General features: G+C 30.9%; 22 protein-coding genes. 13 read left to right on the top strand and 9 right to left on the bottom strand.

The features are described 5' to 3' along the window. Nucleotides 1-7 precede the first annotated feature (7 nt). Nucleotides 8-634: a LysE family transporter gene (locus tag ACFO3U_RS01740; RefSeq protein ID WP_379737846.1), complete on the top strand. Its 627-nt coding sequence runs from the start codon at nt 8-10 to the stop codon at nt 632-634. A gap of 5 nt (nt 635-639) precedes the next feature. Then, complete coding sequence (locus tag ACFO3U_RS01745; protein ID WP_379737848.1) at nt 640-975, top strand: MGMT family protein; 336 nt, start codon at nt 640-642, stop codon at nt 973-975. A gap of 91 nt (nt 976-1,066) precedes the next feature. Here the strand turns inward: ACFO3U_RS01745 and ACFO3U_RS01750 are convergent, their stop codons facing one another. Together ACFO3U_RS01750 and ACFO3U_RS01755 are read right to left on the bottom strand one after the other, a co-directional pair. Then, nucleotides 1,067-2,395, bottom strand: coding sequence for a sensor histidine kinase (locus ACFO3U_RS01750; RefSeq protein ID WP_379737849.1), 1,329 nt, complete (start codon nt 2,393-2,395; stop codon nt 1,067-1,069). A gap of 5 nt (nt 2,396-2,400) precedes the next feature. Then, the gene (locus ACFO3U_RS01755; protein WP_379737851.1) at nt 2,401-3,750 is read right to left on the bottom strand and encodes a sigma-54-dependent transcriptional regulator; all 1,350 of its coding nucleotides are present in this window, start codon (nt 3,748-3,750) and stop codon (nt 2,401-2,403) included. Nucleotides 3,751-3,889: 139 nt separating this feature from the next. Here ACFO3U_RS01755 and ACFO3U_RS01760 point away from each other — a divergent pair, with 139 nt between their 5' ends. The 9 genes from ACFO3U_RS01760 (at nt 3,890) to ACFO3U_RS01800 (ending at nt 13,590) form a co-directional block, all read left to right on the top strand. Continuing rightward, the gene (locus ACFO3U_RS01760; protein WP_379737852.1) at nt 3,890-5,131 is read left to right on the top strand and encodes an efflux RND transporter periplasmic adaptor subunit; all 1,242 of its coding nucleotides are present in this window, start codon (nt 3,890-3,892) and stop codon (nt 5,129-5,131) included. A 38-nt stretch (nt 5,132-5,169) separates the two neighbouring features. After that, entirely contained in the window at nt 5,170-5,871 is a 702-nt protein-coding gene (locus ACFO3U_RS01765) for an ABC transporter ATP-binding protein (protein WP_379737854.1), read from the top strand. Nucleotides 5,872-5,881: 10 nt separating this feature from the next. Beyond that, nucleotides 5,882-6,679 carry a GIN domain-containing protein gene (locus ACFO3U_RS01770; protein ID WP_379737856.1) on the top strand — a complete coding sequence of 266 codons (798 nt, stop codon included), beginning with the start codon at nt 5,882-5,884 and terminating at the stop codon, nt 6,677-6,679. A gap of 53 nt (nt 6,680-6,732) precedes the next feature. Continuing rightward, nucleotides 6,733-9,171, top strand: a complete 2,439-nt coding sequence (locus tag ACFO3U_RS01775; RefSeq protein WP_379737858.1) for an ABC transporter permease — start codon at nt 6,733-6,735, stop codon at nt 9,169-9,171. Further along, entirely contained in the window at nt 9,164-10,462 is a 1,299-nt protein-coding gene (locus ACFO3U_RS01780) for a TolC family protein (protein WP_379737860.1), read from the top strand. Before ACFO3U_RS01775 ends, ACFO3U_RS01780 begins: the two co-directional genes overlap by 8 nt. Nucleotides 10,463-10,590: 128 nt before the next feature. Further along, complete coding sequence (locus ACFO3U_RS01785) at nt 10,591-11,733, top strand: Mrp/NBP35 family ATP-binding protein (protein WP_379737862.1); 1,143 nt, start codon at nt 10,591-10,593, stop codon at nt 11,731-11,733. 80 nt (nt 11,734-11,813) lie between these two features. Next, nucleotides 11,814-12,053 (top strand): NifU family protein, encoded by a 240-nt coding sequence (locus ACFO3U_RS01790; RefSeq protein WP_379737864.1) that lies wholly within the window; start codon nt 11,814-11,816, stop codon nt 12,051-12,053. Nucleotides 12,054-12,136: 83 nt separating this feature from the next. Next, a complete protein-coding gene (locus tag ACFO3U_RS01795) occupies nt 12,137-13,195 on the top strand; it encodes an NAD(P)/FAD-dependent oxidoreductase (RefSeq protein WP_379737866.1) in 1,059 nt (352 codons plus the stop codon). A 62-nt stretch (nt 13,196-13,257) separates the two neighbouring features. After that, nucleotides 13,258-13,590 carry a 2Fe-2S iron-sulfur cluster-binding family protein gene (locus tag ACFO3U_RS01800; RefSeq protein ID WP_379737868.1) on the top strand — a complete coding sequence of 111 codons (333 nt, stop codon included), beginning with the start codon at nt 13,258-13,260 and terminating at the stop codon, nt 13,588-13,590. Between the two features lie 32 nt (nt 13,591-13,622). Here the strand turns inward: ACFO3U_RS01800 and ACFO3U_RS01805 are convergent, their stop codons facing one another. The 7 genes from ACFO3U_RS01805 to ACFO3U_RS01835 form a co-directional block, all read right to left on the bottom strand. After that, nucleotides 13,623-14,519 (bottom strand): metallophosphoesterase, encoded by an 897-nt coding sequence (locus ACFO3U_RS01805; RefSeq protein WP_379737870.1) that lies wholly within the window; start codon nt 14,517-14,519, stop codon nt 13,623-13,625. Between the two features lie 48 nt (nt 14,520-14,567). Beyond that, nucleotides 14,568-15,281, bottom strand: a complete 714-nt coding sequence (locus ACFO3U_RS01810) for an SGNH/GDSL hydrolase family protein (protein WP_379737871.1) — start codon at nt 15,279-15,281, stop codon at nt 14,568-14,570. A 3-nt stretch (nt 15,282-15,284) separates the two neighbouring features. Beyond that, nucleotides 15,285-16,067 carry a DUF3050 domain-containing protein gene (locus tag ACFO3U_RS01815; RefSeq protein ID WP_379737873.1) on the bottom strand — a complete coding sequence of 261 codons (783 nt, stop codon included), beginning with the start codon at nt 16,065-16,067 and terminating at the stop codon, nt 15,285-15,287. Nucleotides 16,068-16,305: 238 nt separating this feature from the next. Then, nucleotides 16,306-17,484 (bottom strand): acyl-CoA dehydrogenase family protein, encoded by a 1,179-nt coding sequence (locus ACFO3U_RS01820; RefSeq protein WP_379737875.1) that lies wholly within the window; start codon nt 17,482-17,484, stop codon nt 16,306-16,308. Between the two features lie 196 nt (nt 17,485-17,680). Beyond that, entirely contained in the window at nt 17,681-18,388 is a 708-nt protein-coding gene (locus ACFO3U_RS01825; protein WP_379737877.1) for a tRNA1(Val) (adenine(37)-N6)-methyltransferase, read from the bottom strand. 33 nt (nt 18,389-18,421) lie between these two features. Next, entirely contained in the window at nt 18,422-18,946 is a 525-nt protein-coding gene (gene rimM / locus ACFO3U_RS01830) for a ribosome maturation factor RimM (protein ID WP_379737878.1), read from the bottom strand. Nucleotides 18,947-18,958: 12 nt separating this feature from the next. Next, entirely contained in the window at nt 18,959-19,513 is a 555-nt protein-coding gene (locus ACFO3U_RS01835) for a 30S ribosomal protein S16 (protein ID WP_379737880.1), read from the bottom strand. A 177-nt stretch (nt 19,514-19,690) separates the two neighbouring features. Between ACFO3U_RS01835 and ACFO3U_RS01840 the strand changes: the two genes are divergently transcribed. Then, nucleotides 19,691-20,143, top strand: coding sequence for a DUF6252 domain-containing protein (locus tag ACFO3U_RS01840; protein ID WP_379737882.1), 453 nt, complete (start codon nt 19,691-19,693; stop codon nt 20,141-20,143). 157 nt (nt 20,144-20,300) lie between these two features. Then, entirely contained in the window at nt 20,301-24,836 is a 4,536-nt protein-coding gene (gene dnaE, locus ACFO3U_RS01845; protein ID WP_379737884.1) for a DNA polymerase III subunit alpha, read from the top strand. Nucleotides 24,837-24,879: the final 43 nt, after the last annotated feature.

Here is a 24,879-nt window from a genome sequence, read left to right on the forward strand (position 1 = left end):
CACATTCATGTCTATAATTCTACCATTTGTTCTAGGTTTTTTTATTGCTGCAATAGGCATTTTTCCTCCAGGAATGCTAAATATGACTATTGCTAAATTGAGCATAACCGAGAATAAAAAACAAGCTTTACTTTTTGCTTATGGTGCTGTTTTTGTAGTTTTAATTCAATGTTTTACTGGTTTATATTTTGCAAAATTTTTAGATAGTCATCCAGTAATTAGTGATAACTTAAAGAAATTTGGAGTTGTAATTTTTATTCTTCTGACAATTGGATTTATTTATGCTGGATTGAAATCTAAAAAACCAAATGTAGAGGTTGAAATAAAAGATAAAAAAAACCGAATTATTTATGGAATTACCTTGTCTTCTTTAAATATGTTTGCAGTTCCATATTATGCTTTTTTAAGTTTAACATTAGCTTCTAAAAATATTTTTAACTTTAGTTTATTGTCAATTATAATTTTCTCCATTGCAGCAGCATTAGGAACTTATTTTATTTTTTATATTTATGCATTATTATTCAAAAAAATAGAGCATAGGGTTGGATTTATTACCAATAATATTAATTTTTTAATTGCAGCTGTAACCGGAATTGTAGCAATAACTTCTTTGTATAAAATGTTTTCAACATAATTGATTTGCAAAAACAGAACCCTAATAATGACAATTTTTTTGAGCGAGTTTATAAAGTAGCTCGACAAATTCCTTATGGCAAAGTGACTTCCTATGGAGCCATTGCAAAAGCACTTGGAGCAGCTCGTTCAGCAAGAATGGTCGGTTGGGCTATGAATGCTTCTCATAATATGGACGATATTCCAGCTCATAGAGTTGTAAATCGTGTAGGGTTGCTTTCTGGAAAACATCATTTTGGAGGAACAAACTTAATGCAGCAACTTTTAGAATCAGAAGGAATTCAAGTAGTTGACAATCAAATTGTAAATTTTGAAAAGCATTTTTGGGAACCTGATTTTTAGTGCTCAGTTATCAGTTTTTAGTGTTCAGTAAGTTATCGTTTACTGAAAAATTATTTCCTAATTCCTCAAAAATCACAAATAATTACACAAATCACTCCATCAAACAAATCATAAAAGTCGTTTGAGTTTCATTATTTTGATAAGCTAAATAACCACCATGGGCTTCCAAAATATTTTTAGACAAGGTTAAACCAATTCCTGCTCCTTCTTTTCTGGTAGTGAAAAAAGGTAGAAATATTTTATCTTCAATTTCAGTATCTATTCCGTTTCCTGAATCAATAATTTTAATGAAAAAGCGTTTTTCTTTGGCTTCAGCCGAAATAGTTATTTGTTTTTTTTCGTGATTTTCTAAAGCAAAAATACTATTGGTAAACAAATTAATAAACACTTGTTCCATTTGATAAGCATCTACATAAAGCCAACGTTTTTGATTGATTTCATTTATAACTTCAATCTTATGTTGCTTAAATAAAGAGTTCATAATTGTAAGAGATTGTTCAATTAACTCACTAATTTCAACTTTTGTTTTTTGTGGTGTTGGTAACATAGCTAGTTTTCTATAACTCTCCACAAATTGTTGCAAATGATCGCTTCTGTTGAGCATAGTAACAACACTTTGTTTCATGTCATCCAAATCTTCTGTCGAAAGCGATTCTTGTTGGACTAATTCATGTAAATTTTGTGATAACGAGCGAATAGGTGTCAACGAATTTAAAAGCTCATGTGAAATCACTTTCATCAAATTAATCCAAGCTTCTTTTTCTTTTTTCTCAATAACCTTTTGAATCGAATCCAATAAAACCACATAATATTCTTGGTTATAGGTTTTAGTTCTTGAAGTTTGCATAACAAATGTTTGTGAATCTTCGCTGTTGACTCTAATCTGTAAAGTGGTTTTTAGTTCTTCAAAACCATTGGATTCAATCAAATCGCACAAAGCAGGAAATTGGTTTTTAAGGTATTTCCATTTAGAGACTTTTGGCACATTAAAATGACTTGAAAAATAATCATTCATTAAAAAAACAGTCCAATTTCCCTCTTGTTTTTGAAGAATTAAAATGCCCGTATCAATATTGTTTAAAATAGATTGGTAGATGATATCTTTTGAAATTTCTTCATTTTGTTTAGTTTTTAAAACAGCATAAAGCTTGAATAATTTGGCATAATTATCTTGTGATTTATGTTTAGAAAAATCAGAAGAAAAATCTCTTTCTAAAATAGAAGCAATAGTTTTATCATAAATAAGAAAAGCATTTTTAATGAACTGATACATTTCAACAAGCATTAAAATTAAAACCAAGCCACAAAAAATAGCTGTATAAATCAATCCTTTTTGATAGATAAAAAATATTATTCCAAATCCAATTAAAAGAATTATAATTCTAATAAAAAGTTGGTTATAAATTTTAAATGATTTCATTTTTATTACTTATTATCAATGTCATATTTTTCCATTCTTCTGTATAAGGAAGCTCTAGATAAACCTAATTCTTCAGCTGATTTACTGATGTTGAATTCATTTTTCACCAAGACTTTTTCAATAGCTACTTTTTCAATGTCCGAAAGTTGAAAATCATCTGTGTTTTCATCAAAAGTTGTGATGTTTTCTAAATCCAAATCTGCAATTTTAATCATGTTATTTTCACATAGAATTACAGCACGTTCAATGCGATTTTCCATTTCTCTGATGTTTCCATGCCAAGCATGTTTTTCTATTTGTTCCAAAGCTTTTTCATCAAAAACAATCTCATTTCGTTCATATTTAGCAATCATCTTCTCTAATAAAAATTGAGCTAACGGAACTTTATCTTCTTTTCGTTCTCGCAAAGCTGGTAAAACAATTTCCATGGTATTGATGCGATAATATAAATCTTCTCTAAAGTTTTTTTGTTGTACTTCTTCTTTGAGATTCATATTGGTTGCCGTAATGATTCTTACGTTTAAAGGCCTTTGCTTGGTTTCTCCTAAACGGGTAACCATTTTGGTCTGAATTACCTGCAATAATTTAGATTGCAAATGCAAAGGAACATTGCCAATTTCATCTAAGAATATAGTACCATTTTGAGCCGCTTCAAATTTACCTATGGTATCAGTTTTGGCATCCGTAAAAGCACCTTTTGCATAACCAAATAATTCACTTTCAAAAATATTTTCATTCAACGAGCCTAAGTCAACTGGAATAAAAACTTCATTTTTTCGTTCTGAGTTTTGATGAATATAGTTTGCCATCACATATTTTCCAGTGCCGTTTTCACCTAAAATTAAAACATTAGCATCTGTTTTGGCTACTTTTTGAGCTAAAGCATAAGCTTTTTCAATGGATTTTGATTGTCCAATAAAGTAGGAAGTTACATTTTCGTTTTTTACTTCTTTTGAAACCACTTTTCTTCGTTCTTGAATTCCTTTTTTGATGGTTTCAAGCATTTTGTCATTATCCCAAGGTTTTAAAATATAGTCAAAAGCTCCCAATTTTAAACTTTCTACAGCTGTTTCTACTTTTCCAAAAGCAGTCATTAAGATTACAACAGTATTGGGAACCAATTTTTTGATTTCCTTAAGCAAATACATACCTTCTTTTCCGTCTTCAAAACCAATGCGATAATTCATGTCTAGTAAGACCAAATCAATCTCATTTTCTGCCAAAAGTTGAATCACATTTTTAGGATTACTCAAGGTATAAATGGTTTCAAAGTGCTTTTTTAATAACATTTTGGCACTAAAAAGAATATCTTCTTGGTCATCAATTACTAAAATAGAAGCTTGCGTTTTTTTCATGGTGTTCAGTTTCGTACAAAAAGTGTTCAAAAACGAACACTTGATTCTTTAATTAATTTATAAATATTTGATAATCAATAACTTATAAATTTTAAATTTCTGGCCTAAATTTGTTAAGTATCTTATTAAAATAATTAATATGGATACTGTCATCAGTCGTAAAAATAACAAAAAAAAGAAGCTATTACTTATAATTCCAATAATTTTGATTTTGGGTTATTTGATTTTTGCTGCTTTTACCAAGAAGAAAACATTTAATGTAAAAAGAGCAGAAATAACAATAAATTCGGTAGAATCTGATTATTTTGAAGATTTTATTTTGTTTGAAGCTAAGGTTACACCTCTAAATTCCATGTTAGTTAATGTGATTGAAGGTGGTTCGGTTCAAGAGATTTATGTTGAAAATGGTTCAATGGTTACAAAAGGACAACCTTTAGTTCGTTTGTATAATCCAAATACGGAATTGACCTACATGCAACAAGAAACTTCTATCATCGAACAAATCAATAATTTGAATAAAGCCAAATTAGATTTAAGAAACCAAGAATTGAATTTAGCCAAAGATTTAATTGCAATCGAACACGATTATTTAGATGCAGAAAACTTATACAATTTGAATAAAAAGTTATTCGAACAAGAAATTTTAGCCAAAAATGAATGGAAAGTAACGCAAGAAAATTATCGTTTCCAAAAAGAAAGAATGCAAATCATTAAGCAAAGTGTGACTAAAGAAAAACAAGCCAATCAAATTCAAATAGGTCAATTAAATCAATCGATTGGGATTATGAATCAAAGCTTGTCAATTCTTAGAAAAAACAAGAATAATTTCTTGATAACTGCACCGCTTTCTGGAAGACTTTCTTCCTTTGAACCTATATTAGGAAAAACATTCACACAGGGTAATAGCATTGGAACTATTGATGTGATGCAAGGATATAAATTAGTTGCAGATGTAGATGAATTTTATCTAAACAGAATAGCTGAAGGACAAAAAGGAAGTGTAGATTTCAATAATGAGAAAGTAGAAGTGCAAATTACCAAAGTTATTCCTGAAGTAAAAAATGGTAGATTTATAGTAGAATTAAACTTTATCAATCAAAAGGATTTAGATTTGAAACAAGGTATTTCTTTTGGTGTGCGAATTAATTTGTCTGAAAAAGTAAAAACAATAGTTTTAACAAAAGGAGGGTTTTATCAGGACACTTCAGGAAAATGGATTTTTGTAGTAAACGGAAATAAAGCAGAAAGAATAAACATTAAATTAGGAAGAGAAAATCCACTATACTACGAAGTTTTAGAGGGGTTAAAACCAAATGATAGAGTTATTACATCATCGTACCAAGATTATAAAGACGTAGAAATTTTAAATATTGAAGAATAAAAGCTAATCACTAATTACTCACGACTAATTACTAAAATATGATACAAATCAACAACATTTCTAAAGTATTTCAAACCGAAGAAATAGAAACCAAAGCACTCAACGAAGTTTCAATCACAATCAATCAAGGAGAATTTGTAACCATCATGGGTCCATCAGGAAGTGGAAAATCAACACTTTTAAACATTGTTGGGCTTTTAGATAACGCTTCAAGTGGAAGTTATCAATTGCTAAATCAAGAAATGATAGGTTTAAAAGAGCAAGAAAAAGCAAAAGTTAGAAAACAAAATATTGGTTTTGTATTCCAAAACTTTAATCTAATTGACGAATTATCTGTTTATGATAATATCGAATTGCCTTTAATCTACAATAACGTTATTGCTTCAGAAAGAAAACAAAAAGTAAATGAAATTGCTGAACGTTTAGGAATTTCGCATCGATTGAAGCATTTTCCTCAACAACTTTCTGGTGGTCAACAACAAAGAGTAGCTGTAGCAAGGGCATTAATCAACAATCCAAAAATAATTCTTGCCGATGAACCAACAGGTAATTTAGATTCAAAAAATGGAAACGAAGTAATGGAATTATTAACTGATTTGCATGCACAAGGAGCTACAATTTTAATGGTAACACATTCCAATTATGATGCTTCATTTTCGCAAAAAACAATCATTATGAAAGACGGAATGATACTTTCTGAAAAACTGAATAGTAAAAACGTTGATATTTTAATCTCTTAAAAACAAAATCATGGTAAAAATAATTGTAACAATAACCGCATTTTTAATCAGTTTAATTTGTTTAGCTCAAGTTTCAGAAACACGAGAAGTTACTGATTTTTCAAAATTAAGAGTTTCTAATTCAATCGATGTTTTTTATACGATTTCAGATAAAATTAGCGTGAAAGTAGAAACGGATGATAATGAAAAATTAAAGCTAATTAAAACAGAAGTAGAAAAAGGAACATTAAAATTATATGTAGACACCAAAGGTTACAAACAAAAAGAAACCAAGAAAGGAAATAAAAGAAGTAACATTAGTTTTATAAATGGTGTTGATTTTCAAGTTTTAAAAATCACTGTTTCTGGACCAAATCTAGTTGAAATAAAAGCAAGTTCATCGGCTGATGTTAAAATTGAAAACACCAATAAAAGCTCAAATTTAGATGTAGCAGTAAGTTCTTCAGGAAGTATTTCAGGAAGTTTTAATTGTACAGATTTAACAATAGACGCTTCATCGAGTGGAGATTTCACAGGTAAAATTAATGCTGCCTCAGTTGGAATCGAATCAAGCAGTTCGAGCGATGTGAATTTATCTGGAAGAGCTACAAAAATTTCAGTAAAAGCCAGCAGTTCATCAGATTGTAATTTAAAAGATTTTACGGTTGAAGAAGCAATAATTGGAGCGAGTTCTTCTGCCGATGTTTCTATAAAAGTTACAAAATCGATAGAAGCAAAAGCATCATCAAGTGCTTCAATTAGTTATTATGGAAACCCATTAGAAGTTAAAAAAGAAGAAAGTTCTTCGGGTTCAGTTAAAAGCAAATAATCATCAAAATCAATCAGTAATACTGAACTCATTTCAGTAAAAAACGAATAGTCATGTTAAAAAATTGGACAAATCTCTTCATCTATCATATAAAAAACAATAAGCTTTTTACAATTCTTAATATTTTGGGATTAAGCATTGGAATCGCAGGTTTAGTATTCGCAACTTTATATTGGAATGATGAACACAGTTATAACGAATGGAATCCTGGAAAGGGAAAAGTATTTCAATCTATAAGTAAAGTTGGTCCAGATGAATACTGGGCAAGTAATGTAGCACCATTTGAACCCTATTTTAAAACCGATTTCCCTGAATTAGAAGCTTACTGTTATTTAGATAATTGGTATTATGAAGAAATTGTGCAATACAAAGACAAAAAAGAAATTTTTAAAATTGTTGATTCTCAAAAAAACTTCTTTGAAATGTTCCCTTTTCCTTTTTTAAAAGGAAATTCAAAAACGGCTTTAAAGGACAACACAAGTATTGTTTTTTCAAAAAAAGCAGCTGAAAGATTATTTGGAACTATTGATATTCTTGGCAAAGAAGTTACTTATTCAGGAAGAAAATTAGTAGTTAGAGGTGTTTATGAGTTGATAGGAAAATCTTCCATACAACCGGAAGTTGTTACAAATATTGTTATTAATGCGAGGTTAAAAGATGATAAAGATAACTGGGGAAATTTTAGCTACGGTTTGTTATTAAAACTTAAAAATCCTGATGACATTGGTAAAGTTAAAGCCAAAATGGAAAAGTTAATGCGAAAAAATCGTGCTGAAAAATGGGCAGCTGAAGAAGGTATTTCAATCGATGAATGGATTAAGAAAAATGGTGGAGAAGAGTTTCAATTTGTCTTAGAACCTTTAAAAACAGCAAGATTACATTCAATTTCTGAAGGTTATGCAGAAGGAAGAGGAAATTATCAATTCTTATTAACGATGTTTGGTTTATCCATTTTGATTTTAGTTTTGTCTATTGTAAACTATGTCAATCTAGCTACTGCAAATGCAATTAGTAGAGCCAAAGAAGTAGGTGTTCGAAAAATAGTAGGTGCTTCAAAAGGTAATATTGTAAAGCAGTTTTTGTTTGAAACTATCATTATGGTTTTGTTTTCAATCCTACTTTCGTTAGTTATTGTTGAACTTTCATTGCCTTATTATAATCAGTTTTTAGGTAAAGATTTAATCATTTTTGGAGGTCAATTCTACATACAATTGATTTTAATTTTCATTACAACTGTGGTTTTTGCTGGAATTTTTCCTGCCATTTATGTGTCAAATTTTGAAACTTTAAAAGTTTTAAAAGGAAATTTTGGTAGAAATAAAAGTGGAGTTTGGTTGCGAAACGGAATGCTTATTTTACAATTTGCAATCGCCACATTTTTTATCATTGGCTCTTATATCGTTTACCAACAAATCAATTTTATCAGTACTAAAGATTTAGGTTTTAAAGGAGAACAAGTACTTTCAATAGATTATCGCAATAAATATAATTGGAGAGAAGAAGGTTATAAAGAAAAGATTTTTAGTCGATACAATATGATTAAAAATGAAGTTTCAAAGATTAATGGTGTTGAGCAAGTTGCAACTGGTGCTTTTTCTTTTGGCTCATCAAACGGTTCATCTTCTGGATTTTCGTATAAGGAAAGTGGTAACATTCAAGCCAAAAATATGGGAATTGATTTTGGAATGCTTGAAATGATGCAAATCAAACTAAAAGAAGGTAGATTTTTATCTGATAAAATGGCTTCAGACACGATTAATTCTATGCTTGTTAATGAAACCACTTTAAGAATGATGGACGAGAAAGATCCTATTGGAAAAATAGTAGATTGGAACGACCATAAACTAAAAATTGTTGGAGTTGTAAAAGATTTTCACATCTATGGTCCACAAGCTGAGATTCCACCAATGGTTTTCTTTCACTTCAAAACAGTGGATTGGATGTTACAAAATGCTAATAAAATTCATGTAAAAGTAAAAAGCGATGATTTAGAACAAACCATATCCAATATTCAAAAATTTTGGATAAAAAATGTGGATTCAGATTACCCTTTTACCTATGATTTTGTAGACAAACAATATGCTAGAACTTACGCTTCCTATGTAAAACAAAGAAACCTATTTACATTATTGAATTTCATTGTAATTTTAATTGCACTTTTTGGATTGTTTGCTTTGGCAACATACTCCATTCAAAGAAGAATGAAAGAAATTGCCATAAGAAAAACATTAGGAGCTGAAACATCAGTTTTACTGAAAGAATTGTCAAAACAATATTTACTATTTTGCATTATAGGTTTTGTAATTGCATTGTTTCCAGTTTATTATTTATTGACACTTTGGTTGGAAAATTTTGCATTCCGAATTTCAATTTCTTGGATTCCTTTTGCTGTTGGATTCATAGTTTTATTGATTTTGACTTTATTAGTTGTACTTTCTAGAGCATATGTTGCAACAAGAGTAAATGTTTTAAAATACCTGAAATATGAATAAGATAGCCCTTTTTATTCTTCTCTTTTTGATAATAATAAATTCAAATGCACAAGAAAACACATGGAGTTTAGAACAATGCATTGCTTTAGGTTTGGAAAATAGTTTGGAAGTGAAAATTAAACAAATAGAAATCAAACGAACACAAAAAAAGCATAATTCAATAGCCAATAATTTGTTACCAACAGTTGGTTTTGATGCTAATCAAAGTTATAATTTTGGTTCCACTATTGATCCTTCAACAAACGGAAGAGTTAGTTCAAATATTCAATACGATAATTTCTTTTTAAGTGCTCGTATGAATTTGATTGATTTCAATAAAATTGCTACTTCACAAGTTACAAAATTAGATATAGAAAGAGCAAAAGTTGAGCAAGAAGTTTTGGAAAACGAATACAAACTTCAAATAGCAGAGAGTTTTTTCACAGCATTATATACTCAAGAATTGTTGAAAATTCAAGAAACTCAATTTAAAAATGCAAAATTAAATTTAGAACGAATTGAAAAAGAAGAGTCTATTGGAAGTAAACCTAAAAGCGATTTATATGATATGCAATTAAGTGTAGCTATTGAAGAAAAAAATATAATTACAACAAAACAATTAGCTCAAATTCAAAAAGCACAATTATTTCAATTGCTCAACGCAAACCAAATGGATATTGAAAGTTGTATTTTGTTACCTTATTTAAACGCTGAATCTATTGAAAGGAATGAGGGGTTTTCAAATCCAAAACTTAAATTAGCAAGTCTTACCTATGAATTAGGTCAAAAAAGAATTAAGCAATTTAGAGGAAACAATCTACCAACATTAAGTGCATTTTACAATTATTCCACTTTTTATTACAAGCCATTAAATCAACCAAATGTAATAGTAAATAGCTTTAGCAATCAATTTGCAGATAACAAAAACCAACAAGTAGGATTACAATTAAATGTTCCAATTTTCAATGGATTTAGAAATGCTAAAAATGTAAAAGCTTTAAAATTTGAAAATGAAAAAGAGAAAGTAGCATTAAATTTAGAAGACTTAAAACTCAAACAACAAATTGAAATTGAAAAAGAAAAAATAAAACAAATTACATTCTTAAAGACTAAATTACTTGTTATTAAAGAATTAAATGAAAAAACATTTCAAACATCACAATCTAAATTTGAAGCAGGCAAGATTGAAGCGGTTGTTTTTTCATCCGTTAAAAATCAGTTTTTACAAGCAGAATACGATGTTTTAAAAAATAATTTACAATATCAATTTACAATCCTAAAATTGAATTTGATAAAGTATGACCAATTATAATTTCCAGCTATTTAATTATAAGAAAACTTTAAACCTTCTTGCTTTCAAACTTGTAAACTTCTAACTATCTTTGCAATTCAAATTCAGTCTTAATAAAGATTCAAGTATTTCGATATAAAAAAGTTAGAATGAAACTAGATAGAAAAGAAATCCTTAAAGCACTAGAAACTATTTCAGTAGCTGGAGAAGGTAAAAATATGGTTGAAAGTGGTGCTGTGCAAAACGTAATCACTTTTGGAGACGAGGTTGTGGTTGATTTGGTTTTATCAACACCAGCTTTACACATTAAAAAAAGAGCTGAAGTAGATATCATGAAAGTGATACACGAAAAAGTTTATGAAAAAGCAAAAATAAAAGTCAATATTAAGGTTGAAGCTCCTCAAAAACCAGAAAATCCTAATTTAATCAAAGGAAAACAAATTCCCGGAATCAGCAATATTATTGCAGTAGCTTCTGGAAAAGGTGGTGTTGGAAAATCAACCATTACAGCCAATTTAGCCGTAACATTAGCAAAAATGGGATTCAAAGTTGGAGTTTTAGATGCAGATATTTACGGTCCATCTATGCCAATTATGTTTGACGTAGAAACCGCTAAGCCAAATTCAATTGACGTTGACGGAAAATCAAAAATGGAACCTGTAAAAAGTTATGGTGTAGAAATGCTTTCTATCGGATTTTTCACAAAACCAGATCAAGCCGTAATTTGGAGAGGACCAATGGCTGCAAAAGCATTAAACCAAATGATTTTTGATGCACATTGGGGAGAATTAGATTTTATGTTAATTGATTTACCACCAGGAACGGGAGATATTCATTTATCAATTATGCAATCTTTACCAATTACTGGAGCAGTAGTTGTGAGTACACCTCAAGCTGTAGCTTTAGCTGATGCTAAAAAAGGAGTTTCCATGTTCTTGTCAGATGCTATCAAAGTTCCTGTTTTAGGAATTATTGAAAACATGGCTTATTTCACACCAGAAGAATTACCAAACAATAAATACTACATCTTCGGAAAAGAAGGTGCAAAAAACTTAGCAGAAGATTTAAATGTTCCATTATTAGGAGAAGTTCCACTGTTACAAAGCATCAGAGAAGCTGGTGATTATGGTCGTCCTGCAGCTTTACAAACGGGTTCGGTTTTAGAAGGAATTTTCGAAGAAATTACAAGAAATGTAGTGCAAGAAACGATTAACAGAAACGAAAATCTAGCTCCTACAGAAGCAATAAAAATTACTACAATGGCAGGTTGTTCTGCTGTTAATAAAAAGTAGGCAGTGTTCAGTTATTAGTATTCAGCTAAAATAATAGCTAATTACTATTCACTATTCACTAATCACTAAATACAAAAAATATGAATGCACAAGATTTAAAAGTAAGTGTTGAAAAAGCTTTAGACGAAATTAGACCTTTCTTAATTTCAGATGGAGGGAACATTACGTTGATTGATATTTTAGATGGTAAACATGTTAAAGTACGTTTAGAAGGAGCTTGTAATAGTTGTAGTATAAATCAAAGCACTATGAAAGCTGGTGTTGAATCCACAATCAAAAGAGTAGTTCCTCAAATTGAAACCGTAGAAAACGTAGCTTAATTTCATTAGTATGACAAAAGTCATATTTAAATAGCATTTAACTTTGCAACTTTGCAATACAAAACCTTGCAACTTACTCAAAAATGATTGAAACAGATATATTAATAATTGGAGCTGGTCCAACAGGACTTTTTGCTGTTTTTGAAGCAGGATTATTACAATTAAAATGTCATATTATTGACGCTTTGCCACAACCAGGTGGACAATTAGCCGAACTATATCCTAAGAAACCTATATTTGATATTCCAGGTTATCCAGAAGTTTTAGCTGGAGATTTGGTAACCAATTTAATGGAACAAATCAAACAGTTTCAACCAGGTTTTACTTTAGGTGAAACAGCAGAAACTATCCAAAAATTGGAAGATGGTACATTTATTGTCACTACAAAACAAGGCACAGAACATAAAGCAAAAGCTATTGCAATTGCAGGTGGTTTAGGAACATTTGAACCTAGAAAACCATTGTTAAAAGACGTTGATTTTTACGAACAAAACGATAGAGGAATTGATTATTTCATCAAAGATCCAGAAAAATATCGCAACAAAAATGTTGTAATTGCAGGTGGTGGAGATTCTGCTTTAGATTGGAGTATTTTCTTAACTAATGTTGCTTCATCAGTCACTTTAGTGCACAGAAGAAATGAATTTAGAGGAGCTTTAGATTCTGTTGAAAAAGTACAAGAATTAAAAGATGCTGGAAAAATAAAAATGATAACTCCAGCCGAAGTTGTTGGATTTTGTGGAGCAGAAAGAATAGAATCAATTGATATTGAAATCAATGGGGCTAGAATGAATGTTGAAACGGATTATTTTATTCCACTTTTTGGATTAACTCCAAAATTAGGAGCTATTGCCAATTGGGGATTAGAAATTGAAAAAAATGCCATCAAAGTAAACAACGCTTTAGATTACCAAACCAATATTGATGGAATTTATGCCATTGGTGATGTGAATACTTATCCAGGAAAATTAAAATTGATTCTTTGTGGTTTTCACGAAGCTACTTTAATGTGTCAAAGTGTTTACAACAGAATCAATCCAGGAAAACGTTATGTATTGAAATATACAACAGTTTCAGGAGTTGATGGATTTGACGGTACAAGAAAAGAAGCTGAAAAAGCTGTAGTTAAATCAATTGATTAAATTTAAACTAAACCTAACAGGTTTTAAAACCTGTTAGGTTTGATCAGAAACTTAAATAAATAATGCCTCAAGACATCACCATAAAAATAACAGACAGAAACGGTATAAAGCACGAAGTTTTAGCTCCAACAGATATGAACATGAATGTAATGGAATTAATCCGTTCTTATGAATTAGCAGAAGAAGGAACAGTTGGTGTTTGTGGTGGAATGGCTATGTGTGCTTCGTGTCAATGTTATGTATTGAATGATGTTTTAAAAACAGAACGTAATGACGATGAAGAAGCTATGTTAGCCGATGCTTATCATGTAAAAGACAATAGTAGGTTAGGTTGCCAAATTCATATTGATGAAGAATTAGATGGATTAGAATTAGAAATTGCACCTGAACAATAATCTGAATATCCAATATCCGAAAATTTAAAAAATCACTTATAATCTTCCAATCGAGCTGGACCTTCTAAAATTTCTTTTACAATTTGAAGCGTTCCATCTTCTTTAGTGTCAATAAACCATTTTATTAAAGAGATATTTCCAGCAGCGACTTCTATTCCAGTTATGCTTCTTGGATGTACGCAACTTCCATCATTAAAATAATGCAAAGCATTTTCACTCGGACTTGGGAAACGTGGTCGATGTGTGTGACCAGTAATTGTGATTTTATTTCCATTATCAGCAATCCATTTTTTAATTCTTCTTTCCACCTTAATTAATTCAACATAATTTTTGGCTGGACTTGTTGGATCTTTGATTCCCCAAACTTGCAAAGGTTTCCATAAAACACGTACCAAAAAACGATTGAATTTCCAACCCACATAATTCATAAAATCGGCTTGATGACCATGCACAAGAAATAGTTCTTGAGTAGATTCTTGATGTTCTAAAATTATTCCTTCATTGAATTTAATGTTTGGAAATAAAGGCACATTTTTACCTTCTTTAGTATCGAAATATTCAGATAGTAAGCGTTTTACAATATTTGGGTTTTTATAAACAAAATCGTGATTACCAAAAATTAGATGCAAGCGATTTTCATTATAAAATTTTTGCATCAACAAATACACATTTTTATTGGCTTCAAAAATGTCCTTGAAAAACATATTTTCCCACAATTCATCACCATCACCTAATTCAATATACGAATAACCTTCTTTATAATAATGTTGTAAAGAGTGAAAATAAATATTTCGATTATTAGCAAAATCATCCGCAAAACTACTATCACCACGATGACAATCGCTAAACAAAATAAATTTTGAAGTATTATCAAAACTTATTCGTTTGGCTTCTTTGTATGCTTTGTCTAGTCTGGTTTGTGATGACATGTTGAAAATTTTATCTAAAATAAGGATTATCTTAAACGAATAAAATTTTTACTCAATTTTTTCTATAGCCCAAGGTAAAATTCGCTCTACAAATTTTGAATAAGCAATTTGTGAAGGATGTAAACCATCATTGGCAACCAAATTAGTTTGTTGTAAACCTAATCGAGTAATATCTGTAATATTTACAAAATCAATATTGTTTGAATCACAATAATTTTTAGCAAATAAATTATACTGATCAATTTGAGTAGAAATGTTTTGAGAATTACTACTTCCTTGTCCAAAAGGAGTGTAAGCATAATCAGGAATTGAAACTACAATTACTTTTGATTTATTTCCTTTAGCAAATGAAATTGCTTTTGTAACTAATTGAGGAAATTCAGTTTCATATAAATAAAAGGGTTTGTTTTGATATTGATTGTTTACTCCAATTAATAAAGTAACCAAATCAAAATCAGAAGTTGGATTTTGTGAATTAATTGCAGCAATTAAATTTGTAGTGGTCCAACCTGTTTGTGCAATAACTTGAAGCGAAATTCTATAAGAATCAGGTAAATTTACTATTAAACTATCTTTTAATTGTTCTGGAAATTTACAAGTCGAGCATACACTTTGACCAATTGTATAACTATCACCTAATGCTAAAATTTTCCGGCTATCTGTTTTATTTGATGGAGTTTGATGAATCATTTTTTCCTCACTGCTACAACTCAATAGAATAATCGAAATAAGAAGTAGTAGTATGGTTTTTTGAGTTTTCATGCATTAACAAGTCAGTTCAGAATGTAGAATTTGTTCTTCAATAGCATTCCAAAGTCCAATTCTTTTTTCCAAAGCATCAATCGAAACAGTTTCTACTTCTTTCCATTTTTTTTCATCCGTTCCACACAATTCATCAATCATTTGCATTGCCATTGGACCATGTTCGTCTGCATCTAATTCAATGTGTCTTTCAAAATAATAAATCAATTTAGACAAATCCGTTTCAGGGAAATTCTTTTGAAAATTCTTCAAGATTTCAGTAAACATATTCGGAATCAAATCTTCTCTTCCAAAAGTAAAAGCAGCTGCAATTTCATGAGGTTTTCCTTGTTCAATTACTCTAAACGTAAAATCTAAGAAAGCTTTTATATTTGGGTGTAAACTACTTTGTTTGATAGAAACAAATATGTTTTTGGTACTTTCAACTTCTTCTAAAAATGCAATAATGTCTGATGTTTTAGCACCACATTGATTCATAGCATCCAAATACATCTCATAATGACTTTGGCGTTTTCCATCCAAAGACAAATCCGTTTCTTCGGCAACTACAATTTCATTAATCAAATAACGAATTTCTGGATTTCCAATAGGCATCCAAGGAGTAGTTGTGCAAGTCAATGTGTTTTGAAGGGCTTTCAACAAAGACATAAAATCCCAAACAGCATACACATGATTTTCTAAAAAATGATGCAAATCTTCAATAGATTTCACGTTGTCATACAAAGAATGATTTAATAATTGTTCTTTGTATGGAGAAATAACTTTATTTATAGTAGTTGTATTCATGATGTTTTTCTTTTCTAATAAGATATACGCAAAAACCAAACCAAACGGTTTTAATTGCTCTACAAAAGTAAAAATGCTTCCCGAGAATGAGAAGCATTTTGTATAAATTTTATTTATTGTTTAATTTAACCTTTCTGTGTCATTCTGAACTTGATTCAGAATCTTATCTATTTTTGATTTGAAATCAGTTTTAGAAGCTGAAATAAGTTCAGCTTGACAGAAATAGTTTTGGAATTTCTTATTTAAAAGCAGGAATTCCAGTAATGTCTGCACCAGTAATCAGCAAATGAATATCATGAGTTCCTTCATAAGTAATTACGGATTCCAAATTCATGCTATGTCTCATAATTGAATATTCACCTGTAATTCCCATTCCACCTAAAATTTGTCGAGCTTCACGAGCAATGTTGATGGCCATATCTACATTATTTCTTTTAGCCATAGAAATTTGAGCTGTTGTTGCACGACCTTCATTTCTAAGAACACCTAATCTCCAAGTTAATAATTGTGCTTTTGTGATTTCTGTAATCATTTCAGCTAATTTCTTTTGTTGCAATTGAGTTCCAGCGATAGGTTTATCAAATTGGATTCTTTCTTTTGCATAACGCAAAGCTGTATCATAACAATCCATGGCAGCACCAATAGCACCCCAAGCAATTCCATAACGAGCTGAATCTAAACAACCAAGTGGAGCACCTAATCCAGATTTGTTTGGTAATAAGTTTTCTTTTGGAACTTTTACATTGTCAAAAATTAATTCACCAGTTGCAGAAGCACGTAGCGACCATTTATTATGTGTTTCAGGAGTTGAAAAACCTTCCATTCCTCTTTCTACAATTAAACCGTGAATTCTTCCTTCTTCATTTTTTGCCCAAACTACAGCAATATCAGCAAAAGGAGCATTTGAAATCCACATTTTAGCACCATTTAAAAGATAATGATCACCCATATCTTTAAAATTAGTAGTCATTCCACCAGGATTTGACCCATGATCAGGTTCAGTTAAACCAAAACAACCCATGAATTCTCCAGTAGCTAATTTTGGTAAATATTTTTTTCTTTGTTCTTCATTTCCGTATTTCCAGATTGGATACATAACCAAAGAAGATTGTACAGAAGAAGTTGAACGAACACCAGAATCACCTCTTTCAATTTCTTGCATGATTAAACCATATGAAATTTGGTCTAAACCAGCTCCACCATATTCTTCTGGAATATAAGGACCAAAACCTCCAATTTCACCCAAACCTTTTATGATTTGTTTAGGAAATTCGGCACGTTGCGCATAATCTTCAATGATAGGAGAAACTTCTTTTTTCACCCATGCACGAGCAGAATCACGAACTAATTTGTGTTCTTCGGTTAATAAATCGTCTAAGTTATAGTAATCAGGTGCTTGAAATAAATCGGGTTTCATATCTTTTATATTGTATTGTTGTAAAATGTATATCGTAATATGATTTACGAAATCGTTTGCAAATTTACGTAAAGAAATTTAACAAATTACAGAAGAAGTGTTATATTTTTTGAAGCTATTTCCAGCTATCCACTATATCTTTTTATTTTTTTTGGAAAAAAAATAAAAAGGATGCCGTTTCTATCTGGGCTAGGGCTTACATCTTCAAATAAAAATCTTTAGTTAAATCAATATAATCGTCTGTATATTCATGGCGATTAATTTCAATAACCAATTCATCAGCTACCAAAACAGACAATTCATAACGTTTAAAAGCCAGTAAACTTCTAACTATCGGAGTTTTGTGTGAACCTCTAACATGAGTAGCTTTCACAGGATAAAGTTCAACTTCTGCACACAAATTCAGAAAGCGTTCTTCTTCTTTAAAAGGTATTATTACAGCAAAAATTCCGTTTTCTGATAATAATAAATCAGCGGCTTCAATCAATTCTTCAAAAGGCATGGCATCTTGGAAACGAGCTAGATCTCTTTGAGAATTGTCGGTTTTAAAATTTTCTGAATAAAATGGTGGATTAGAAATTATAATATCATATTCATCTTCTGGATCTTCAATTAGTTCGTCCAAAGCGGCATGATAACAAAATAAGCGATCACTCCAAGGAGAATTTTCATAATTTGCAACACATTGCTCATAAGCATCTTCATCAATCTCCACAGCATCAATTTGATCAGCATTAGTTCTTTGAGCCATCATTAAAGATAAAACTCCAGTTCCAGCACCAATATCCAAAATTGTTTTTGGGTTGTTGTCAATAGGACACCAAGAACCCAACAAAACACTATCTGTACCTACTTTCATGGCACAACGGTCTTGTTCTACAGAAAATTGCTTGAATGAAAACAAAATGATTGTTGATTTAATATAAATTACTGAACACTACAAATAAAGCTCAACAAGTCCTTCCGGAATATCCATTTTAAAAATTTTGTTCTTTCGGTCAACTTCAATGATAAAATCATCAATCAACGGAACTAAAATTTCAACTTCACCATTCATTATTTCTAATAAAGGTTGATGGTTGCTATCATTTACTCTTTTGATATTTCCAATTTTTCCTAAACGAACATCTTCTACAAGAAAATCAGTTATTTCGTGATAATAAAATTTATTTCCTTCTAATTTAGGTAAAAATGACATTGGGAGATAAACATCTGCATTCATAATTTCATCCGCATCTTCTTCAGAATTAACATCTTCAAATTTAACGCGTAAGAAATTATTTTTATGAATCCCAGATTTTAAAATAAAAAATGGAACCAAGTTTTTGTGTAATTCCACAAAAACTGATTCCAAATTTTCATACAAATAAGGTTCGTCAGTATCTAAATAGATTAAGACTTCACCCTTAAAACTGAATTTTTTAGCGATTTTGCCAAGATAGAAACATTCTTCTTTTTGCATTATCGCATCAAATTAAGCTTGTGTTTCTTCGTTGTTTTCTTCTACAGCAGGAGTTTCCTCTGTTGTAGCTTCTACTTCAGTTGCTTCTTCAGCTACCTCTTCTACTGCAGGTTGTGCAGCTTCAGCAGCAGCTTTAGCACGTTTTTCATTAGCTTCTTGTTCTAATTTAAAAGCTTTTGCTTTTGCCTCTTCTTTCGCTTTTGATAAACCGTCTTTTTTAGCATTTACAGCTCCAGCTTTCTCATCTAACCAAGCAGTAAATTTAGCATCAGCTTGTTCTTGAGTTAAAGCACCTTTACGAACTCCACCATCTAAATGATGTTTCAATAAAGCACCTTTGTAAGATAAAATTGCTCTTGCAGTATCCGTTGGCTGAGCACCATTGTGTAACCATTGAACAGCTGCATCAACATTTAAATCAATGATTGCTGGGTTAGCAGTTGGATTGTAAGTTCCGATTTTCTCTAAGAATTTACCATCTCTTTTTGATCTAGCATCAGCTGCTACGATCCAGTAAAAAGGTTTTCCTTTTTTACCGTGTCTTTGTAATCTAATTTTTACAGACATAATCTTGTGATTAAATTGTGAGGTACACGACCTCTGTTAATTAAGGGTGCAAATATATAAAACTTTTGGCTAACTAAATTTATATTTTAAAAATTATTACTTTTTGTTCGTTTTTTTAATACAAAATTTTACATTTGTGCGTTTATATGTTTCAATACCTACTAAAAAATATCAAAAATGAAAAAATTAATTTTAGTTTTAACAATACTAGTTTCATTTGTTTCTTGTACTGATGATGTTACTTTTAATGATCCTTCTTTTCAAGGAATGAAAGATGGAGAGACTTGGAGAGCAAATGATGCCAGAGTTATCTTAAACCCTGATGGTTCTATGATTGTTGAAGCATATTCACAGTTTGAAATTGTAACTTTTGAAGTTTCATCTGCTAATGTTGGAACACGTACTTTTGGTGTAAATACATCAAATATTGCTACATATGAATCTACAATTGATGGAGTTACTGATACGTATGAAACAGGAGTTGATATTGGAAGTGGAGAATTAAAAATCACAGAAAGTCCTACTGTTACTGGAAAATTATCTGGAACTTTCAAATTTAGAGCTGTTAATGCAGACGGAACTGAAGCTGGTTTTACAAATGGAGTTATTTATAGTATTCCGGTAAAATAGTTTTATAAAAAAATATTGAAGAAATTAACCACGCTAATTGCGTGGTTTTTTATTTTTGTTGATAACTAAAATTGATTTCTAAATTCTGAAATAGTATTTTTGAAAATGTAGATTTATAGCTAAAATCTACAACTTCAATTCAAAAATTTATTTCCAGATGTATTTAATCTTCGATACCGAAACTACCGGATTACCAAGAAGTTGGTCTGCTCCAATTACGGATACAGACAACTGGCCAAGATGTATTCAAATTGCTTGGCAGTTGCATGACGAAATGGGTAATTTAATCGAACATCAAGATTATTTAGTCAAACCAGATGGTTTTAATATTCCTTATGATGCAGAACGAATTCACGGTATTTCAACAGAATTAGCCGAAGCACAAGGAATTCCTTTAATTGAAGTATTAGAAAAATTCAACATTGCACTTTCTAAAACCAAATATATTGTAGGTCAAAATGTAGGTTTTGATGTCAATATTATGGGTTGTGAATTTCACCGAATGAACGTTGGTTCAGACATGACTAAAATGCCAGTTTTAGATACTTGTACAGAAACTACTGCAGAATTGTTGAAATTACCAGGTGGAAGAGGAGGAAGATACAAATTACCAACGTTAACTGAATTACACGAATATTTATTCAACGAACCTTTTGCAGAAGCTCACAATGCAACTGCCGATGTGGAAGCAACTACGCGTTGTTTTTTAGAATTAATAAAACGTGAAGTTTTTACCAAAGAAGAATTAGATGTTACTCCAGATTATTTTCACCGATTCAAAGAACATAATTTAGGAGAAATCCAGTTAATTGGATTAAAACACATCAATTTAAAGAAAGCTTCTGATGATATTAGAAAGCGACTTCAAAAAATTGAACAAGAACATACGCAAACTACCATTTCTGAAGCTGATAAAAGCGATTTAAAAGAAGCCAAGTTTGCACATTTACACAATCACACCCAGTTTTCGGTTTTACAATCAACTATTGGTGTTCCTGGATTAGTAGCTGCTGCTGCAAAAAATAAAATGCCAGCTGTTGCCATGACAGATACTGGAAACATGATGGGTGCTTTCCATTTTGTGAGTGCTGTAATGAATCACAATAAAGTAGCTAAAGTCAAAATTGATGCAGCCATTGAAGCAGGAGAAGAACCAGAAGATTCAGAAGTAAAACCAATTGTTGGATGCGAATTTAATATTTGTGAAAATCATGCTGATAAAACCAAAAAAGACAATGGATATCAGGTAGTTTTATTAGCGAAAAACAAAAAAGGCTATCACAATTTAGCCAAAATGTCTTCACTAGCTTACACAGATGGATTTTATTATGTGCCAAGAATTGATAAGAACATTGTTGAAAAATACAAAGAAGATATCATGGTTTTGTCTGGGAATTTGTATGGTGAAATTCCGAGTAAAATATTAAATATTGGAGAAAATCAAGCTGAAGAAGCCTTAATTTGGTGGAAAGAACAATTTGGAGCTGATTTTTATTTGGAAATCATGCGACACAGTCAAGAAGATGAAAATCGTGTCAACAAAACCTTGATTGAATTTGCCCAAAAACACAATGTCAAGTTAATTGCAACAAACAATACCTATTATTTAAATAAAGAAGATGCCAATGCTCACGATATTTTATTGTGTGTAAAAGATGGTGAAAAACAAGCTACACCAATTGGTCGTGGTAGAGGTTACAGATATGGTTTACCAAATCAAGAATATTATTTCAAATCGGAAGAAGAAATGAAAAAACTATTTTCTGATTTACCTGAAGCGATTATCAACATTCAAGAAATTGTAGATAAGGTTGAAACCTATTCATTATATAGAGATGTATTACTTCCAAAATATGATATTCCTCAAGAATTTATAAATCCAGAAGATGAAAAGGACAATGGAGTAAGAGGAGAAAATGCCTATTTACGTCATCTAACCATGGAAGGTGCTAAAAAAAGATATGGAGACATCACACCTGAAATTCAAGAACGATTGGATTTTGAACTATTAACGATTTCCAATTCAGGTTATCCAGGTTATTTCTTAATTGTACAAGATTTCATTGCAGAAGCTCGAAAAATGGATGTTTCCGTTGGACCAGGTCGTGGTTCGGCAGCAGGTTCAGCTGTTGCCTATTGTTTAGGAATTACAAATATTGATCCTATTAAATACGACTTACTTTTTGAGCGTTTCTTAAATCCTGACCGTGTGTCGATGCCCGATATTGATATTGACTTTGATGATGAAGGTCGTGGAAGAGTCATGGATTATGTAATCAATAAGTATGGAGCAAATCAAGTAGCACAAATCATTACTTATGGTAAAATGGCAACAAAATCAGCTATTCGTGATACAGCACGTGTGTTGGATTTACCTTTATTTGAAGCGGATAGAATTGCCAAATTAATTCCAGGAATGATGCCTTCTAAATGGAATTTAGCTCGATTTATTTCCGAAAAAGAAGATGATGTAAAAAAAGCATTGCGTTCAGATGAATTTGATAAAGTAAAAGAATTAATTGCCATTGCCAATGAAGGAGATTTAGCTGGAGAAACCATTCAACAAGCAAAAATTCTTGAAGGTTCCATGCGAAATACAGGAATTCATGCTTGTGGAGTTATCATTACACCTTCTGATATTACCAATTATGTTCCAGTCACAACGGCAAAAGATTCAGATTTATATGTAACACAATTTGACAACTCAGTTGCCGAAAGTGCTGGATTGTTAAAAATGGACTTCTTAGGGTTAAAAACATTAACCTTAATTAAAGATACAGTCAAACTAGTAAAATATCGCACAGGAATTCAACTAAATCCAGATGAATTTCCAATTGATGATGAAAAAACATATGAGTTATTCCAAAGAGGTGAAACGGTTGGTATTTTCCAATATGAATCTCCTGGAATGCAGAAATACATGAAGGATTTAAAACCCACAGTTTTTGGAGATTTAATTGCCATGAATGCACTTTATCGTCCTGGACCATTGGAATATATTCCATCTTTCGTTAGAAGAAAAAATGGAGAAGAAGAAATCAAATACGATTTAGATGCTTGTGAAGAATATTTAGGAGAAACTTACGGAATTACAGTTTATCAAGAGCAGGTGATGCTTTTGTCGCAATCTTTAGCCGATTTTACCAAAGGTGAAGCCGATGTTTTGCGTAAAGCAATGGGTAAAAAGCAAAAAGATGTCCTTGATAAAATGAAACCTAAATTTGTGGAACAAGCTTCTGCAAAAGGTCATGATGCAACGATTTTAGAGAAAATTTGGAAAGACTGGGAAGCTTTTGCAAGTTATGCTTTCAACAAATCACATTCAACTTGTTATGCTTGGATTGCTTATCAAACGGCTTATTTAAAAGCACATTATCCAGCTGAATATATGGCTGCTGTGCTTTCCAATAACATGAACGATATCAAACAAGTTTCTTTTTTTATGGAAGAATGTAAACGAATGGGATTAGATGTTCTTGGTCCAGATGTTAATGAATCTTATTATAAATTCACTGTAAACGAAAATTATGCGGTTCGTTTTGGAATGGGAGCAGTAAAAGGTGTTGGAGCAAATGCTGTTGATACTATAGTTCAAAATAGAAAAGATGCTCCTTACAAATCTATTTTTGATGTTGCCAAGAAAATCGATTTACGTGCAGCAAATAAAAAAGCTTTTGAAAGTTTGGCATTAGCTGGAGGTTTTGATTGTTTCACCGATACGCACAGAGCACAATATTTTCATGATGATGGAGACGGAATTACATTTTTAGAAAAAGCCATTAAATATGGAGCCAAATTTCAAGAAAATGAAAATTCATCGCAAGTAAGTTTATTTGGTGATGCTTCAGAAGTTCAAATTGCAGAACCAGTGGTGCCACCTTGTGATGAGTGGAGCACCATGGAAAAATTAGCCAAAGAAAAAGAAGTAGTTGGAATCTATATTTCAGGACATCCATTAGATGATTATAAATACGAAATGAAATATTTTTGCAATACTAGATTACAAGAATTAAACGATTTGAATAGTCAAGTTGGTAAAAATATAAGTGTTGGTGGAATCATTACAAAAGTGGAACATAGAGTTGCTAAAAACGGAAAGGGTTGGGGAATGTTTTCTTTAGAGGGTTATGATGAAAGTTTTGAATTCCGAATTTTTGGTGAAGAATATTTGAAATTCCGACATTTTTTAATTCAAAATAACTTCACATTCATTCGGTTTAATGTCAAAGAGGGATGGACAAATCAAGAAGGAAAAAAAGGTGATCCAAGGTTACAGTTTTTAGAAGTTAAAATGCTTCAAGATGTATTGACAACCTATGCTAAAAAGCTAATCATTCAATTTAGTATTACTGAACTTCAAGAAAAAATGATTCAATCCTTGAATGAATTATTTACTAAAAGTAAAGGTGATCATCAAGTTACAATTGAAGTAATGGAATTGGAAAAAATCAAGAAAGAAGTGGTTTCAGAAATTCAAGCTTTTGAACCTTCTGAGGATGAAAATGAGGAAGAATTAATTTTAAACGAATCAACTGATGAAGAAGAAACAGCCACAGTAGTTGAAACAACCATTGAAGAAGAAATTATTGTGGTTACAAAATTGAGTATGCCTAGTAGAAAAATGAAAATTCAAATTTCAAATGAGTTGTTAGCTGAGTTGGAAAAAATGCAGATTAACTTTAAATTGAATTAATGTTAGCTACCCAACAAGCCAAAAAAATATTCGGTACTATCTT

The organism is Flavobacterium ponti (genome assembly GCF_042652765.1).
Taxonomy (GTDB): domain Bacteria; phylum Bacteroidota; class Bacteroidia; order Flavobacteriales; family Flavobacteriaceae; genus Flavobacterium; species Flavobacterium ponti.